Raw genomic sequence first — 17,956 nt, 5'->3', positions numbered from 1 at the left:
AAGGATGAACGGAAAATGGCATATTCATTATGGAATGATCAAATTGTTGAAGAAGGATCTATTGCAATCTCACCAGAAGACAGAGGTTATCAGTTCGGTGACGGTATTTATGAAGTAATCAAAGTATATAACGGAAATATGTTTACAGCACAAGAGCACATTGATCGTTTCTATGCGAGCGCCGAAAAAATTCGCCTTGTTATTCCTTATACAAAAGATGTTTTACACAAATTACTACATGAGCTAATCGAAAAGAATAATTTGGAAACAGGACATGTTTATTTTCAAATTACTCGTGGAGCTAACTCCCGTAATCACGTTTTCCCGGATGCAAGTATTCCAGCAGTATTAACTGGTAATGTAAAAGCGGGTGAACGTGCATATGAAAACTTTGAAAAGGGTGTTAAAGCCACTTTTGTTGAGGATATTCGTTGGTTACGTTGTGACATTAAATCTTTAAACCTGCTTGGTGCAGTTTTAGCAAAACAAGAAGCTGCTGAAAAAGGTTGCTATGAAGCGATCTTACATCGCGGAGATATTGTGACAGAATGCTCTTCAGCAAATGTTTACGGCATTAAAGATGGAAAACTTTATACACATCCAGCTAATAATTTCATCTTAAATGGTATTACACGTCAAGTTATTTTAAAATGTGCGGAAGAAATTAATTTACCCGTAATCGAAGAGCCAATGACGAAAGCGGATTTACTAACAATGGATGAAATCATTGTGTCGTCTGTATCTTCTGAGGTTACGCCAGTCATTGATGTGGACGGCAACCAAATTGGTGCTGGAGTTCCAGGTGAATGGACTCGTCAATTACAGCAAACATTTGAAGCGAAATTACCACTTTCAATCAATACAAAATAAAAGACCTTGTAGGGAACTATCTGTATGGATAGTTCCCTTTATTTATGGTGTAATGTTAGGTCTCGTCATGTAAAATGAAAAGGATAGTAGCATAATCTTACAGATTGAAATTTGTAGAACAAATGTCGATGTAATGAATACATAAGAATGCATGACACTTTTATCTTAAGCAATTGAAAAAAGAGAGAACTAACGAGATGGTAAGGAAGAATGGAGTGACCTTTACATGGCACAATTAGTGAAAATACAAGATTATATTTCTCGCTATCAAATTGACTTAGCGAGATATCCTACACAATTTGTACGCTTGAAGAAAAGCCAATGGGATCGCATTAAGCGTCAATGGGAATTGGGAGAAGATATAAGCGAGTGGCAACATATTGATAATGAGACGGAAACGGATACTTTCGAGGAGAAAGAGCGATTTTCCTTTATTAAAAAAATATTTACAGGACGACAAAAAGAAGCAGCAGAAGACGTGGAAGATATAGAAATATCAAACGAGCTCATAAGTAGCGAGGATACCATTCCAGAAGAAGAAACAACACTAACATTTGAACCTAAGATTGTGTATGCTCCGCAATCCATTCATGAATTGAAGCGAATGTTTATTGATCAATTCTTCCATTTCCAAATGAAATGGGCTAGTTCAACATTACGTGAAAAATCATATGTAGATCCTCGCTTCATGCGGGACTCGTTACTACGTACTTTATTACAAACTTTACCAGATAATTTCTTGTTGTTTTATTATCCTATACTACAAATAAGAAAAGCACCGATTGAGCTTGATGTCGTATTAATGTCTCCAACGGAGTGTATTTGTATTACCGTTTTGGAAGCAGATAATCAAGCTGTATATGTTGGAGGAAGTGATCGCTTTTGGATGAAAAAGGTGGGGACAAAGGATTCTAAAGTTCTGAATCCAACGATAAACTTAGCCCGTATGGAATCGGTACTATCCCAATTGTTTAAAGAAGAGAATATAGATATGCCTATTAGAAAAGTTGTATTAACTCGAAATGGTTATTTTGATTATCCGGGTTCACCGTATGGGGTTCGTTTTGTTGATCGCCGAAATTACGGAGAATGGATGGAGCATTTGCGAAAGGCCTCCTCTCCAATGAAGCATATGCAAATACGTGCGGCTCAAGCGATTCTAAATACTGTACAAACTACTTCGTTTAATAGAGATATTTGGCAGCAAGCTCCACAAACAACAGAGGATTGAGTATGCAAATTCTATTTATTGTCAATGAAGCTGCAGGGAATGGAAAAGGTAAGAAAGTATGGTCCCAACTTCGAAAGCAGCTAACGATAGACTATGAAGTGGCTTTTACAGAATATGAGGGACATGGACGAGAACTTGCCAAACAATGGGCTCGACAACAGCAGGATCAAAAATTACTGATAGTTGTTGGTGGAGATGGCACTATCCATGAGGTGTTTAGTGGTGTTGTACATAATGAATTTTTAGTGCTTGGTGTGGTTCGTGCTGGCTCTGGTAATGATTTTGCGCGTTCATTTTCCACATTTTACAATGCTCAGCAAATCGAGGACTATGTAATGAATGCTGCTACGGCCTATACAAAAATAGATGCGGGAAGCATTCAGCTCGGCAATAGATGGGATGAAATCTTTGTCAACAATGCTGGCATAGGCTTTGATGCTTATGTAACAAAATCGATTAATACATCTCGCCTTAAATTTTACCTCAATAAAATAGGATTGGGTAAGCTGTCGTATGCTATTGCTGTCATTAGAGGCTTATTTAGCTTTGAATGTTTTAACGTCACGATACGTTCCGATCATCAAGAGTGGCAATTCCAACGAGCATGGTTTGTCGCCATGTGCAATCAGCCATATTTCGGCGGAGGTATGAAAATATCACCAGCTGCAAAAGCAGATGATGGACGAGTCGATATTACAATCGTCCATGATATTTCGCGTTTAAAATTATTACTTATTTTTGTTACTGTTTTTTTTGAAAAGCATACGAAATTTAAAGAAATCACATTTTTACAAGGACAACATTTCGATATTATCGTGAATGACCACAAGGTTGATTGTCATATGGATGGTAATTATAGTGGACGTGTTCATCAGGGTTCTACCATCCACTGTACAGTGCAACAGAGTGCATGGAACATAATGACAAAGAGTTCTTAAATAATATCATTGCGCAATAATTTTATGCGAATGTAAGAGGAATACGTTATACTATAAAAAAATCAATAATTTTATAAGAAAGAAATGAGGAACAATAGTGAGATTAAGAAATAAGCCTTGGGCAGAGGAAATGATTACAAATCATCCAGAGGTAATCGTTCCGAATCCTGAAGACTTTAAAGGAAATTGGCAGGCTGTTTTCGGAAATGACAACCCAATTCATATTGAAGTTGGTACTGGAAAGGGACAATTTGTTACGGGAATGGCTTTGCAAAATCCAGATATTAATTATATAGGGATTGAGCTTTATGATAGTGTAATCGTTTGTGCATTAGAGAAAGTTCTAGAAGCAAAATCTCCAGCCAATTTACGTTTGCTTAAAGTAAATGGCGCTGATTTAAATAAATTCTTTAATAAAAATGATGTAGCACGTGTATATTTGAATTTCTCAGATCCTTGGCCAAAAACACGTCATGCCAAAAGACGTTTGACGCATGGGGATTTTTTGAAATTATATGAGTCGATTTTGGTGGATAATGGGGAAATCCATTTTAAAACGGATAACCGTGGTTTGTTTGAATTTTCATTAATCAGTATATCTGAATATGGTATGTTACTAAAATATGTATCACTCGACCTACATGCAAACATGCCAGAGGATAATGTGATGACTGAATATGAGCAGAAATTCTCTGCCAAAGGACAGCCGATTTATCGCTTAGAGTCGCAATTTATTACTAAATTGTAGGGGGAATATGGATGGATCAGTTACAGTTTCACAATATGACATTATCATGGCTTAACGGGGGTGTTACGTGCCTAGATGGTGGTGCGATGTTTGGAGTGGTACCGAAACCACTTTGGTCGCGCAAATATCCAGTCAACGAAAAAAATCAAATTGAATTACCAACAGAACCAATTCTTATTCAATATGAGGGCAAAAACTATCTTATTGATACGGGTGTTGGCTTTAATAAATTAAATGAAAAACAGCTAAGAAACTTTGGTGTAACTGAGGAATCTTCGTTAGCGGATAGTTTACAAGAGCTTGGCTTAACGACAGCAGATATTGATGCGGTGCTAATGACACATTTACATTTTGATCATGCTGGTGGTTTAACTCAGTGGCAAGATGATGTGCTTGTGCCTACTTTCCCAAATGCTAAAATTTTCGCGACAAAAATTGAATGGGATGAGATGCGTAACCCAAATATTCGCTCGAAAAATACGTACTGGAAAGAAAATTGGGAGCCTGTGCAGCACTTAGTTGAAACCTATGAAGGTATGTTGGAAGTAGCACCAGGAATCGAGCTGATTCATACAGGTGGGCATAGTGAAGGACATGCTGTAATTAAACTTACCCAACAAGGCGAAGTACTTTTGCATATGGCAGACATTATGCCTACTCATGCTCATCAAAATCCATTATGGGTTTTAGCTTATGATGACTATCCAATGACAAGTGTTTTTGCCAAAGAGCGTCTTATGAAAGAAGCTCTTGCCAATAACTATGGCTTTATTTTCTACCATGATGCCTATTACCGCATGATTAAATGGGATGAAACTGGGAAAGAAATCAAGGCTAAGCTCGAACGTAGTAGACAAGCTGTTATTCCATTCTAACAATTACGAGGTAGTTGACATGTAAAATGTCGATACCTCGCTTTTTTGTTCGTGATGATGATAGAAAATATGATACACTAAACACGAAACTAAAAAATAAAAGAGAGTTGAAATAAACATGGCAACTGAACAACCATTTTTACCAGTTTTACTAGGATCAGATATGAATGCATATGGGATGGCCCGTGCATTTTATGAAGCATATGGAATTAAACCACTTGTCTTAGGACGTTCTCATTTAACAGCCACACAAGATAGTCATATCTTACAATTTCAAGAAATCGACCGTTTAAATGAGCAGGATGTATTTGCTCCTGCCCTTGCACAAGTTGCAAAACAATATGCGGATAAAAAACTATTACTCTTAGCGTGTGGTGACGATTATGCCAAGCTTATTATTAAAAATAAGCCAGCGCTACAGGAGCATTTCACAGTGCCTTACATTGATGAGTCTTTAATGGATGAAATCTTACTCAAAGAGAATTTCTACAAGATGTGTGATAAATACGATTTTAAATATCCAGGGACAACGACTGTAACAGCAGATAATTATGAAAATTTTACGCCTCCATTTGAGTATCCAATTATTTTAAAGGCGTCAAATTCGGTTGAATACTGGGCATGTAAATTCCCAGGGAAGAAAAAGGTTTTTGTTGCGCATGATGAGGCAGAAAAAACAGCTATTTTAAAAGCGATTTATAGCTCAAGCTATCAAGATACAATGATTATTCAAGAATTTATCCCTGGTGATGATTCTTATATGCGTGTGCTTAACGCTTATGTGGGCAAAGACGGGAAAGTCAAGCTAATGTGTCTAGGAAATCCTATTCTAGAAGAACATTCACCTGAAGGAATCGGAAGTTATGCAGCAATTGTTACAACATACGATAAAGAATTAATGGATCAAGTACGTTTCTTCTTAGAGGACATCGGCTATACAGGCTTTGCCAATTTCGATATGAAATACGATATTCGTGATAAACAGTACAAGCTGTTTGAAATTAATTTACGTAATGGACGATCCAGCTATTATGTAACGGCAAGTGGCCATAATTTAATGAAGTATGTTGCTGATGATCATATGTTAAACATCGAGCAAGAAGTTACTTATGTGGAGGACAAACATCTGTGGATGGTTATTCCAAAAGGTGTATTATTCAAATATGCATCGAACGAAAAGCTTAAATTAGAGGCAAAAAAATTAATTAGTGAGGGTAAATACACAAACTCCCTTTACTATAATGCAGATATGAATACCAAGCGTTGGGTGAAGCTAACACTCAATAACTTAAATTATTATCGTAAATATAAAAAATACTTTAATAATAAAGGTTTATCAGAATAATAATGAAAAGCCATCTCAATTAAAAATGAACTGCCCCGTAAAAGTTGGACATCAATCTAACTTTTACGGGGGTTTTTTTTATGGCAAAAGTAAGTGTTGAACAACGTATTCAAGCAGTTCAACGATATTTAAATGGAAATGAACCTATGATCGAAATTGCGAAAGATATAGGTGTGACAGCTCAGATTGTCAGTGAATGGGTTCGCCGTTATCAAAAAAATGGCGTAGAGACTTTCTTAAAGTCCTATACAAAATATTCAGCTGACTATAAAATGAATGTACTTAATTATATGAACGAGACAGGTACATCTTCGAGAGACACAGCTGCACTATTCAATATTTCATCTCCTGGCATGATTCGGAATTGGAAGTTGAAGTTTGAAGTTGGTGGTTATGATGCCCTTGTTTCTAAGAAAAAGGGGCATCCATCTATGAAAAAAGAGACAAAAAGAACAACGAAATCAACACCAGCTGAAGGATCTGTTGAGGCGTTAGAAGCACGAATCAAACAATTAGAAATGGAGAATGCGTACTTAAAAAAGTTGAATACTTTAGTTCAAATGCAAGAAAAATTACCAATCAAATCAAAGCGCAAGTAATTTATGAACTAAAGGAAATCTATGAAGTAGTGGAATTAATCAAAGTCGCTGATATTCCACGTAGTACGTATTATTACTGGGAAAAGCGTTTGAATCGTCATGATAAATACGCTGATGTGAAAGTCGCAATTCAGTCCATTTATCATGAACATAAGGGACGTTATGGTTATCGTCGGATCACCAAAGAACTAAAAAAATTTGGTATTCACCATGATCCGAAAACGATTAACTGCTTGATGAATGCCATTGGCATAAAGTGTGAAGTCCGCATGAAGAAATATCGTTCGTATAAAGGTAACGTCGGAAAAATTGCCCCAAACATATTACAACGCGATTTTACAGCGGAAAAAATGAACGAGAAATGGGTAACAGACGTGACAGAGTTCCATCTATTTGGTGAGAAACGCTATTTATCACCCGTCCTTGATCTATGTAATGGCGAAATCATTGCATACACGGTTATGAAGCGTCCAGTGTATAAACTAGTCCATAATATGTTAGAACAAGCATTGGAGCGCCTCGAATCAAGTGATCAAGTTATTCTTCATTCAGATCAAGGTTGGCATTATCAAATGAAAAAGTATCAACAAACATTAAAGCAACATGGTATTACGCAGAGTATGTCCCGTAAGGGTAATTGTTTGGACAACTCAGTCATCGAAAATTTCTTTGGCTTATTAAAATCTGAACTCCTGTATCTACAAGAATTTGAATCCATGGCACATTTTGAACAGGAACTCAACGACTATATTCACTACTACAATCACAAACGAATGAAAGAAAAATTAAAAGACCTAAGCCCGGTGGAGTACCGAACTCAGGTCTTAGCAGTTGCTTAACTAAATATGTCTAACTTTTTTGGGTCAGATCAAAATGAGATGGCTTCTTTTGCATTTTTTTAGGGTTAAACCTCTGTTAATTCTACTACAACGCCAGAGCGTGCATCAGCAGCAAATTCAAATGTTTGCATGTCACCCTCATGCATGCGCGAGATTCCTCCACGATAAACAGGAATAGTAATGATACCATTTGTATAATCTTCTGTTTTCATAAAAATCCAGGAACCGTCAATCGGAGCATCCTTTTTAAATTCTTTTTTTATGTTTTCAAGTACTTGTCCTGCAGGTACGAACGGAGAAACTTTTTCACTAGCTTCTTTAATAATGACTGCGGCAGCTAAGCCAGTTGCAACACCAATTAAAAAATCACGTAATTTCATACATCTTCCTCCTTTTTCTGTACCTATATTTTAGCATAGCCTATAGAGTGAATGCACGTTCACACGATAACAGTTTTAGGAAATGTATCAATATTTCGAATTCGGAAATAAATATGTTACAATAGGCGAGGAAGAATATTCTACTTCGTGGGGAGAGAGTCAACATGAATGAGGAAACATTGCAATTATTTAAAACATTAACAGAGTTACCAGGCGCTCCTGGTAATGAGCACGCTGTTCGCGCGTTCATGCGATCTGAGTTGGAAAAGTATTCAGATGAAATCGTTCAAGACAATTTGGGGGGGATTTTTGGTGTAAAGCATAGTGATGTTGCGGATGCTCCAAAAATTTTAGTTGCAGGTCATATGGACGAAGTAGCGTTTATGGTTACTTCTATTACTGATAATGGCATGATCCGTTTTCAGACGTTAGGTGGCTGGTGGAACCAGGTTATGCTTGCACAACGTGTAGAAGTCTATACGAAAAATGGGGCTATCCCTGGTGTTATCGCATCTATCCCACCGCATTTATTAACGGATGCAGAACGCTCTAAGCCTATGGATATAAAAAATATGTTAATCGATATTGGTGCTGACAGCAAGGAAGATGCGGTAGCATTAGGGGTTCGTCCAGGACAATCCATCATTCCTGTTTGTCCATTTACACCAATGGCCAATCCGAAAAAAATTATGGCCAAGGCTTGGGATAACCGCTACGGCTGTGGTTTAGCAATTGAATTAATGAAAGAAGTCAAAAATGATAAGCTTGGATCTCATTTATATTCAGGGGCAAATGTAATGGAAGAGGTTGGTTTACGTGGTGCTCAAGTGTCAGCAAACATGATTAAACCAGATTTATTCTTTGCATTAGATGCATCACCTGCAAATGATACATCCGGTAAAAAAGATCAATTTGGACAGCTTGGTAAAGGAACATTACTTCGTATTCTAGACCCTACAATGGTGACACATCGTGGTATGCGAGAATTCATTTTAGATACAGCTGAATCTAACCATATTCCTTACCAATACTTTGTATCACAGGGTGGAACTGACGCTGGGAGAGTACATACAGCTAACGACGGTGTACCAAGTGCAGTAATTGGTGTTTGCTCACGTTATACTCACACATCTGCGTCTATCATTCACATTGATGATTATGCTGCTGCTAAAGCATTAATTGTTGAATTAGTGAAAAAAGCAGATCGTTCGACTTTAGAGTCTATTCGCGCTAATGTATAAGAAGTTGGAAAGATGCCTGTAAAGGCATCTTTTTCTATGGGAAGAAAGTAGGGGTTTGATGAAAATAGCAATTGGAACTACTAATAAAGCGAAAACTGAAGCAGTTGAAGCTGTAGCTCAAAAATATTTTGAGGATACAATCTTTACCTATGTGAAAGCTGCTTCTGAAGTATCAGATCAACCTATGTCGAATGAGGAAACGAGATTAGGTGCCATAAACCGTGCCAAAAATGCCATGATAACAACAGATGCATCATTATCCTTTGGCTTAGAAGGTGGTGTAACTGAAATAGAAGGCGATATGTATGTGTGTAATTGGGGTGCATTAACAGTATCCGATGGAACAACGTTTACAGCGGCAGGTGCACAAATTATTTTACCAAAAGAAATTGCCCAGGAAATCAGATCTGGTGGAGAGCTTGGCCCACTGATGGAGCAGTATACACAGCGCAGAGATATTCGTCAGGGCGCTGGAGCAGTAGGGATTTTTACACAAGGTTTAGTAAGCCGACAAATGATGTTTGAGCATATTGTATCACTATTGGTTGGTCAATATTTGTTCACATTTTCTGAAAAATAGTTAAATGGAATTAGTGATGTGCATGCGGAGAGGTTGCATCTTCCTAATAATTTTTTTAAAATAGAAAAAAAGTTAGTAGTGAAAGAGAAAGGAAGAGAGACATGTCATATAAATGGCTACAAGCTATTGGCCTGACGCTGTTACTTCTGATGCTTTCTGGCTGCAATCAATCGATCGATGAGCAAATTGCCAACGGGCTTCAAATCACAGAAACGGTTTTTGCAGAAGAGCCTGAAGAACATACCGAGGAAATTGGGGATATTAATTTATACTTACCTTCAAATTTTAAAGTTGAAGATAGTTCAGATGCTTACAATATTGTTATTTCAAAAGGAAAAGAAAGCTACATCCTCTTCATTAACGATAGAGAAGCACAAGATAGTAAACTTTATTATCATCTTTTAAAAGAAAATGAAGCTGATAAAATCATTGAGGAGACTACTTATGATAAAGATGGTCGCTTTGGCTTTACAGCGGTACTAAAAACAGATGATGAGAATGAAATGGAGCTCATTGTGAGTAGTGGTGGCGTGAAAATGACCACGATTTCTAAGGCCAAACATATAGAAGATAATTTGCGTGAGATGACGAAAATCGTTCATTCGGTTAAGATGAAGTAAATAAACAAGATTGAACAAGACGGTTCACAAACATGTGAGCCGTTTCATTTTGAAGATAGGATGTGAGAAAGAATGAAGCAATTGACATCAGAGCAGCTTGTAGAGCTATTAAGAAAACGATTAAACGAAGAGAAATACGATTTTCATTTCGATAAAAAGCACGATAAATTAAGATTAAATCATAAGACGATTGAAAAAGGTATGGAGCTTTCGTTACCTGGAATTTTAGCAAAATACAATGATAAGCAAGAGTCAGCTATTGATGAGGTTGTGTATACGATTACGCAAACTTTTAATGCGATGGAACAAGAAAAAGAACAGGGTTTCCAAACGGATACACACATTTATCCTGTTATTCGTGCGACATCATATCCTCAAGCGTCAAAAGAGGGACATGCGTTTATTACAACAGACCATACAGCGGAAACACGTATCTTTTATGCGCTTGATTTAGGCAAAACCTATCGTTTTATCGATGAATCTATGCTGGAAGCTTTACAATTAAGTGTAGAGCAAATTCGTGAAATGGCACGTTTTTCAGTTAAACAATTACCAACCTCTTATAAAAAGGATGAGGTCGCCAATAACATCTTTTATTTTGTTAATATGAATGATGGCTATGATGCAAGCCGAATTTTAAATGAGAGCTTTTTAAAAGAAATGCGTACTCAAATAGAGGGGGATATGACATTGTCTGTGCCCCATCAAGATGTGCTAATTATAGGTGATATTCGGAATGAAACAGGGTATGATGTATTAGCGCAGATGACTATGCATTTCTTTGCAGTTGGTACAGTACCAATCACGTCATTATCTTTTATTTATGAAGATGGGGAATTAGAACCGATCTTTATCTTAGCAAAAAATAGAGTGAAAAAGGAGCAAGAAAAACAATGAACGTATTTTACAACAAAGAGCATGTAGGAGATGTATTACTAGTTCAACTAGCAACGGAGTCTATCGTTAATACAGCAGTAGAGCGTGCTGGAGATATTGCTATTTTAAAAGAAGCTCAAACAGGTGAAGTTAAAGCATTTAATTTATTTAACGCGAGCCAATATGTACAAACAGATGCAAAAGGATTAGTTGAGGTAACACCTGAGTTAGTTGAACAATTAGCAGCAGCAATCGAGAAGAACGGTGCTAACATTAGCCTAGATGTTGATTTTTCTCCGAAGTTTGTCGTAGGTTTTGTAGAGACAAAAGAGAAGCATCCAAATGCTGATAAATTAAGTATCTGTTCTGTAAACGTTGGAGATGAGACTTTACAAATTGTTTGTGGCGCACCTAATGTAGAAGCAGGACAAAAGGTGGTTGTTGCAAAAATTGGTGCAGTTATGCCTTCAGGAATGCTTATAAAAGAAGGGAATTTAAGAGGTGTAGATTCATTTGGCATGCTTTGTTCAGCACGTGAGCTAGCTATTCCGAATGCTCCATCTGAAAAAGGGATTTTAGTTTTGCCTGAAGATGCTATCGTAGGTAGTGCATTTGAATCAATGAGTAAATAATAAACTCATTTTTAAAAAATAAAATTATTAAAAATTTAAATTTTTATCATGATATTATCCAATGTATCAAGGTGAAATTCCCTAAATCGTTATGTTACTAATATGCTAGTAACATAACGATTTTTTTGTGTAGAATGAGCCTCTAAATGCAAGTTTCGCGACCGTTTTTATGGTATGCTTTTGATATAGACATTGAGCTATTGATTTGAGGAATACTAGACAATGCTATAAATGAAGTGTAAGAGAAATGAGTGAAACGAAGTGAACTGGTTAAAAAAACAAATAACTAAAATTTTAAATAAAGATGAAAATGAATACGAGTATGAAGAATTTTATGAGGACTACGGTGAGGAACAAGCAGAACAGTTACATATTCAGCAAGAGGCGCCGATGACTAAGCAAAAAACTTTCCGATTCCCATTGATTGACGATGATGAGGAAGGCGTTGTATCACAAGCGCCCCCAAAAGAAATGTTCAATCAGGTAGAAAATGATGATTATTATGGGCAAATTGAGGATTTATCCTTACCCAAGCATTTAAATCATCATATTGTTGATTCCAGCGTTTATGATGTAGATGTATCAGGGATTCGAGATTTATTAGCGAATCGTTCAAAACGCACTGGTAGAAAAACAACTATGAAAAGTCAACCAGTTGAACAGGAACACCGTTCAAGAGCGAGTTTAGTTTTCCGAGATGCACAAGATCGTGAAGAGTCAATCATACCTAAGACAACATCTGCACCAAAAGATAAACCACAGTGGAAAGAACAAAAAGTTCAAAAAGTAGATAGCGATTTTCTTGAAAATCGTAAACGCTTTATCCCAACGGATGTACCTTCACCCGTTTATGGATTTGCGAAACCAAGTCCTATCAATGAATTATTGGATAAAAGAAAAGAAGAACAGGAGCTACAAGAAACGGCTAGGACAACCTCTGATGTATTGACAATTCATCAGTCATTAAAAGAAGCGACAACAAATGTAGCTAATGAAAATATACTAGAAGAAAAAGAGCCGCCTAGTACAGAACATCATGTTGAAATTGAACAAGAATTCCATGAACCGACTGTCGAACCTATTACATTTGATGCTGATGTATTGGATGAAGAAAAGGGTGTACCGGACAGTGCGCCAACGGATATCGTGGTGCCACAAACCACACCTTTTGCCATGGCATTTGAAGATCAAGTGAAGGAAGCAGCTATGCAAGATCAAACCATACAGCAGCTTTCTGCAGAGCAGTCAGAGATTCATGTTAAAGAATTGATTGTGGAACAAGTCCAAATTGAAAATTCTACCATTCATATTGGAGAGGTAACTGTCGTACAGCCTTCTAGTAATGAAGAGGACTATCAGTTGGATATTGATGAACAATCATCTGATGCTTTGCCAAAGGAAGAAAAAAGTCGCATTCCTTTCAATGTTTTAATGTTAAAAACGGATAAAGAAAAATGGCGGATTCAACAGCAAATGAAAATGGCACAACCTATTCGTGTGGAAAGTAATCTGGCAGCGGTAGAAGATGTGCTGATGGATGCGACGGAAGCTAAAGAAGAGGAACAATCCCTGCCTTCGGAGAGCATAGATTCAGATGCTATACAGCTAGTTGAACCACAGCTAGAGGAAGAAAGCGATTCACAATCTGCTTTATTCAGTCAAATTCAAGGAGATGTCGAATACAATGGACACGACGATGAAAGACAAGAACTCATTACAGAAACCAAATCAGAAAATCCAGTAGCAGTTATTACAATGGCTCCTGTAACAACTATGACTCGTGTATCTACGAATGAAGGAGCAGAAATTGAAAGAATTAGTGTAGATGAAGTTGCTGCAACGACAGAGCTAGAATCAGAGATAATTTCAGTCACTGAAGTGCTTCCTGAAATTGTAGAGGATTCTCCAGTAATACCTATGGAAATTCAAGAACAGGTTTTAGAAGCGGAACAGGAGCTACAAGTAGAGGAAAAAGCAATACCTGTGCACGTTTATCAAAAACCTACTGACGAATATTTAGAGCCACCAGAGGAAAAAACGCAGGATACAGATTGGATGGAGCAGCAGGGCGATACATTGGTGGAAGCACTTTCTTATTTCCAGGTTTCTGCTCAAATCGAATCGATTATGCAGGGACCTGCAGTTACTCAATTTGAAATTACTGTGAGTCACGGTACGAAGGTAAGCAAAATCAGAAATTTAGCAGATGATTTAAAGCTTGCTTTAGCAGCAAAGGATATTCGTATTCAAGCACCGATCCCTGGGAAAAGTTCGATTGGTATTGAGATTCCAAACCGAGTATCAAGAGCGGTTCGATTATCAGAAGTGACGAATAGTGTATCCTTCCTTGAATCAGATTCACCGTTAGAGGCAGCTTTAGGTCTTGATCTAACAGGTAAGCCTGTTACATTAGATTTACGAAAAATGCCTCATGGTTTAATTGCTGGTGCGACAGGTTCAGGTAAATCCGTTTGTATCAATTCTATTTTGGTTAGTTTATTATATAAAGCTGCACCACATGAGCTAAAACTAATGTTGATAGACCCTAAAATGGTAGAACTGGCGCCATTTAACCATATCCCACACTTAGTTAGCCCTGTAATTACAGATGTGAAGGCTGCAACGGCAGCTCTTAAATGGGCAGTAGAGGAAATGGAACGTCGATATCAACTGTTTGCGCATGCTGGGGCAAGGGATATTACTCGTTATAATGCAATAGCAGATAAAAATAATGAACATAGCTTGAAATTGCCATATATTTTAATTGTTATTGATGAGTTAGCGGATTTAATGATGATGTCTCCAGCAGATGTAGAGGAGGCAATTTGCCGTATTGCTCAAAAGGCACGTGCATGTGGAATCCATTTAATTGTTGCAACACAAAGACCATCTGTAGACGTTATAACAGGATTAATTAAATCCAATATTCCTACACGTATTGCCTTTGCAGTATCTTCACAAATTGATTCTCGTACAATTTTGGATGGGCAGGGAGCAGAAAGGTTACTTGGACGAGGCGATATGCTATATTTAGGTAACGGTATGTCAGCACCAGTACGTCTCCAGGGTACATTTGTTACAGACGATGAAATTGAAGCGATCATCGAGCATGTTCGTGAACAAGGAGAGCCAGATTATATTTTTGATCAAGAGGAGCTATTGAAAAAAACAGAGGTATCCGCAGAACAGGATGATTTGTTTGAAGATGTTTGCCGTTTTGTTTTTGAACAAGGCGGAGCTTCTACATCATTGATTCAACGAAAATATCATATTGGTTATAATCGTGCTGCTCGTTTAATTGATATGTTGGAATCACATGGCTTTATCTCAGAGGCAAGAGGTAGTAAGCCGCGTGAAAGTTTCATTACGGAAGAAGATTTAATTACTATGTTTGAATAAGAATTGCCTTGTTTTCGTCTACATTATCTAATTTACGTAGAAATTAGTTTTTTTAGAAAAGTTACACATCTATCCTTATGCATAAAAAGTGCTATAATAGACAAGATGTGTTGAATAGTACGTATTTTTTAATACTTGTGAAGGTATTAATACCTAATCAATCGTGAAATAATACGTTACACCTAATAGATGATAGATGGGATATTGAAATTCCCGGGGGGTTTAATTAATGACAGTTTTTCATTTCACAGGCATTAAAGGTTCTGGCATGAGTTCACTTGCACAAATCTTATTTGATGCTGGTGAACAAGTACAGGGCTCAGATGTCGATAAATATTTCTTCACGGAGCAGCCGTTACGTGAACGTAATATTCCAATTTTTACATTTAATGCAGATAATATTAAAGAAGGCATGACTGTAATTGCAGGTAATGCTTTTCCTGATGATCATCCAGAATTAATTCGTGCCCGAGAAATCGGCGTAGAGATTATTCGTTACCATAAATTTTTAGGAGAATATATTGGTAACTATATATCCATTGCCATAACAGGTGCACATGGTAAAACTTCAACTACAGGTTTAATGGCACATGTGGTAGGTGGTTATAAACCAACATCATATTTAATTGGTGATGGTACTGGTGCTGGTCATGCGAATGCTGACTTCTTTGTGATGGAAGCGTGTGAATACCGCCGACACTTTTTAGCATATAATCCTGACTATGCGGTGATGACAAATATTGATTTTGATCACCCAGACTACTTTGCCAATATAGATGATGTCTATTCTGCTTTTCAATCATTAGCTTTACAAGTAAAGAAAGCTATTATTGCATGTGGCGATGATGAACAACTTCAACGTATCCAAGCAAAAGTTCCGGTTGTTTATTATGGATTTGGATCTGAGAATGATTTCGAAGCTCGTAATGTTGAAAAAACGACAGAAGGTACAAAATTCGATGTTTTTGTTCGTAATGAATTTTATAGCACTTTCTTCATTCCATTATTTGGGGATCACGCCATTTTAAATACATTAGCGGTCATTACTCTATGTGAATATGAAGGAATTTCACCTGATATTATTCAGGATCGTTTGCACACCTATAAAGGTGTAAAAAGACGTTTTACTGAAACAGATATAGGGGATAATGTATTAATAGATGACTATGCCCACCATCCAACGGAAATTCGTGCTACCATTCAATCAGCGCGACAAAAGTTCCCAGATCGTGAGCTAGTTGCTATATTCCAACCACATACATTTACACGTACACAAGCTTTTTTACAAGATTTCGCAGATAGTCTAAGCCTTGCAGATACAGCCTATTTATGTGATATTTTTGGCTCTGCAAGAGAAACGCAAGGCGCACTTTCTATTCAAGATTTGGCGTCATTAATCGAGGGCAGTGCAGTGATTACCACTGAAGGAATTGATATACTAACAAAACATCAAGGCGCAGTATTCTTATTTATGGGTGCTGGAGATGTTCATAAATTCCAAGATGCTTTTGAAGCCGTGCTTAAAAACGATGAAACAGCTTAGTCCGTAGGGGTTAAGCTGTTTTTTTAAAATTTGAGCAGGAATTCCGTTTTTTTTGTCGAAGATAGGGAAAGTAATAGTAAAGAGAATTTACTAGCAGGAGGTCAACTTATGGAAGTGATTTTGTATATTGCAGCCATTATCGCTGCAATCGGGTTTTTAATTTTATGTGTGAGTGTAGGAATGACATTATTCTCGCTCAAGTCCATCTTAAGCAGTTTATCTGGTACTTTATCAGGTATTGAAGGCCAAATGGAAGGGGTCACACGAGAAACAACTTCTTTATTATCCAAAACAAATAGCTTAGCAGAGGATATTCAACATAAATCTGAACAGTTAAATTCAGTGGTTCAAGCTGTTAAAGGTATTGGTGATTCTGTTAATGGTTTAAATAATTCTGTACAGCAAATTACTTCTTCTGTTTCTAAAAGTGTAGAACAAAATGAAGAAAAAATTGCGCAAGTAGTACAGTGGAGCAATGTTGCAATGGGCATTGCTGATAAATGGAAAAAGCGCAAAATCATAGAGCAAGAAACTGTATCTGAGGATGTGTATGGCTTTGAAACGGTTCAAGTAGAAAAGCCGAAAAGAAAATGGGGTCGTAAATAGTAAAAATTATTCAGTAAGTACATGATACGGTCTGAATAAAAATAAAGTCTTGGACATAAGTTGAACATGCATCTGTAAAAAGTAGATGGACAACCTGTCTAGACAAAATTGATAATATGATGGGGAGGAATTGTTGCATGACAACTCAAAAGCCAAATTTTAATGAAGTAAAGGAAAAACAGCTTGAAAGTTCATTGCCTCAGCTTTATCATTCGCAAGATTCGATTTATGAAGAGGAGCGTGTAAACATGAAAGATTTTGTGATTGGCGCATTAGTAGGTGGAATTGTAGGTGCTGCAGCAGGTCTACTGTTGGCTCCAAAATCAGGAAAAGATTTACGTAGTGAAGTGGCTGTACAAGCTGTTCATTTAAAAGATAAGAGTGCAGACTTCTCGACAACTGCAAAAGATAAAACGGTTCAACTTTCTAAACAAATTCAAGAACAATCTACACAATTAGTGGAGAAAGTAAAAACTTTAAAAACAGCAAAGGCTCCTACAGTTTTTGATGATGGGACGGTTTCCTTTGAGGGTGAAGAACCACTTGAGGATTTTATTCCTAACGAAGAAGTAAAAGCAGAAGAGAAAAAAGACGAAACAAAAGACTCAAATGAAGAAGTACGTGCATAATGCAT

The 17,956-nt window shown here is 37.0% G+C and carries 17 protein-coding genes; 16 read left to right on the top strand and 1 reads right to left on the bottom strand.

The features are described from left to right. Positions 1-15 precede the first annotated feature (15 nt). The 7 genes from dat (at position 16) to MKY88_RS18200 (ending at position 7,445) form a co-directional block, all read left to right on the top strand. A complete protein-coding gene (dat, locus tag MKY88_RS18230; protein WP_069482374.1) occupies positions 16-870 on the top strand; it encodes a D-amino-acid transaminase in 855 nt (284 codons plus the stop codon). Between the two features lie 226 nt (positions 871-1,096). Further along, positions 1,097-2,101: a nuclease-related domain-containing protein gene (locus MKY88_RS18225; RefSeq protein WP_258270482.1), complete on the top strand. Its 1,005-nt coding sequence runs from the start codon at positions 1,097-1,099 to the stop codon at positions 2,099-2,101. A 2-nt stretch (positions 2,102-2,103) separates the two neighbouring features. Next, entirely contained in the window at positions 2,104-3,039 is a 936-nt protein-coding gene (locus MKY88_RS18220) for a diacylglycerol/lipid kinase family protein (protein ID WP_340814376.1), read from the top strand. 97 nt (positions 3,040-3,136) lie between these two features. Continuing rightward, positions 3,137-3,787: a tRNA (guanosine(46)-N7)-methyltransferase TrmB gene (gene trmB, locus MKY88_RS18215; RefSeq protein WP_258270484.1), complete on the top strand. Its 651-nt coding sequence runs from the start codon at positions 3,137-3,139 to the stop codon at positions 3,785-3,787. Positions 3,788-3,798: 11 nt separating this feature from the next. Then, positions 3,799-4,662: a YtnP family quorum-quenching lactonase gene (locus MKY88_RS18210; protein WP_291756352.1), complete on the top strand. Its 864-nt coding sequence runs from the start codon at positions 3,799-3,801 to the stop codon at positions 4,660-4,662. A gap of 118 nt (positions 4,663-4,780) precedes the next feature. Beyond that, a complete protein-coding gene (locus tag MKY88_RS18205) occupies positions 4,781-6,007 on the top strand; it encodes a carboxylate--amine ligase (protein WP_328203733.1) in 1,227 nt (408 codons plus the stop codon). An 80-nt stretch (positions 6,008-6,087) separates the two neighbouring features. After that, positions 6,088-7,445, top strand: a protein-coding gene (locus MKY88_RS18200; protein ID WP_340812835.1) for an IS3 family transposase whose coding sequence is annotated in 2 segments (ribosomal slippage) — positions 6,088-6,541 and positions 6,541-7,445 — 1,359 coding nt in all. Because the reading frame shifts where the segments join, the coding sequence is not laid out codon by codon here. Positions 7,446-7,510: 65 nt separating this feature from the next. Here the strand turns inward: MKY88_RS18200 and MKY88_RS18195 are convergent. After that, a complete protein-coding gene (locus tag MKY88_RS18195) occupies positions 7,511-7,825 on the bottom strand; it encodes a hypothetical protein (RefSeq protein ID WP_008176726.1) in 315 nt (104 codons plus the stop codon). Positions 7,826-7,989: 164 nt separating this feature from the next. Here MKY88_RS18195 and MKY88_RS18190 point away from each other — a divergent pair, with 164 nt between their 5' ends. From MKY88_RS18190 to MKY88_RS18150, 9 genes are all read left to right on the top strand, one after another. Further along, the gene (locus MKY88_RS18190) at positions 7,990-9,066 is read left to right on the top strand and encodes a M42 family metallopeptidase (RefSeq protein WP_054610884.1); all 1,077 of its coding nucleotides are present in this window, start codon (positions 7,990-7,992) and stop codon (positions 9,064-9,066) included. A 58-nt stretch (positions 9,067-9,124) separates the two neighbouring features. Continuing rightward, positions 9,125-9,646: a DUF84 family protein gene (locus MKY88_RS18185; RefSeq protein WP_328203738.1), complete on the top strand. Its 522-nt coding sequence runs from the start codon at positions 9,125-9,127 to the stop codon at positions 9,644-9,646. A 101-nt stretch (positions 9,647-9,747) separates the two neighbouring features. After that, on the top strand, positions 9,748-10,266 hold the full coding sequence (locus tag MKY88_RS18180; RefSeq protein ID WP_069482368.1) for a hypothetical protein: 519 nt from the start codon (positions 9,748-9,750) through the stop codon (positions 10,264-10,266). Positions 10,267-10,338: 72 nt separating this feature from the next. Continuing rightward, positions 10,339-11,163 (top strand): DUF1444 domain-containing protein, encoded by an 825-nt coding sequence (locus MKY88_RS18175; protein ID WP_258270488.1) that lies wholly within the window; start codon positions 10,339-10,341, stop codon positions 11,161-11,163. After that, entirely contained in the window at positions 11,160-11,774 is a 615-nt protein-coding gene (ytpR, locus tag MKY88_RS18170) for a YtpR family tRNA-binding protein (RefSeq protein WP_193832883.1), read from the top strand. Before MKY88_RS18175 ends, ytpR begins: the two co-directional genes overlap by 4 nt. A 261-nt stretch (positions 11,775-12,035) precedes the next feature. Beyond that, entirely contained in the window at positions 12,036-15,173 is a 3,138-nt protein-coding gene (locus MKY88_RS18165) for a DNA translocase FtsK (protein WP_328203745.1), read from the top strand. A 229-nt stretch (positions 15,174-15,402) separates the two neighbouring features. Continuing rightward, positions 15,403-16,716: a UDP-N-acetylmuramate--L-alanine ligase gene (murC, locus tag MKY88_RS18160; protein WP_193832881.1), complete on the top strand. Its 1,314-nt coding sequence runs from the start codon at positions 15,403-15,405 to the stop codon at positions 16,714-16,716. 108 nt (positions 16,717-16,824) lie between these two features. Continuing rightward, positions 16,825-17,322, top strand: a complete 498-nt coding sequence (locus MKY88_RS18155) for a DUF948 domain-containing protein (protein ID WP_043990204.1) — start codon at positions 16,825-16,827, stop codon at positions 17,320-17,322. A 137-nt stretch (positions 17,323-17,459) separates the two neighbouring features. Further along, positions 17,460-17,951, top strand: a complete 492-nt coding sequence (locus MKY88_RS18150; protein WP_036119633.1) for a YtxH domain-containing protein — start codon at positions 17,460-17,462, stop codon at positions 17,949-17,951. The last annotated feature ends 5 nt before the right edge of the window (positions 17,952-17,956 follow it).

This window comes from Lysinibacillus sp. FSL R7-0073 (genome assembly GCF_038009065.1).
Classification (GTDB): domain Bacteria; phylum Bacillota; class Bacilli; order Bacillales_A; family Planococcaceae; genus Lysinibacillus; species Lysinibacillus fusiformis.
This window is presented reverse-complemented; position numbering and strand designations above follow the sequence as displayed.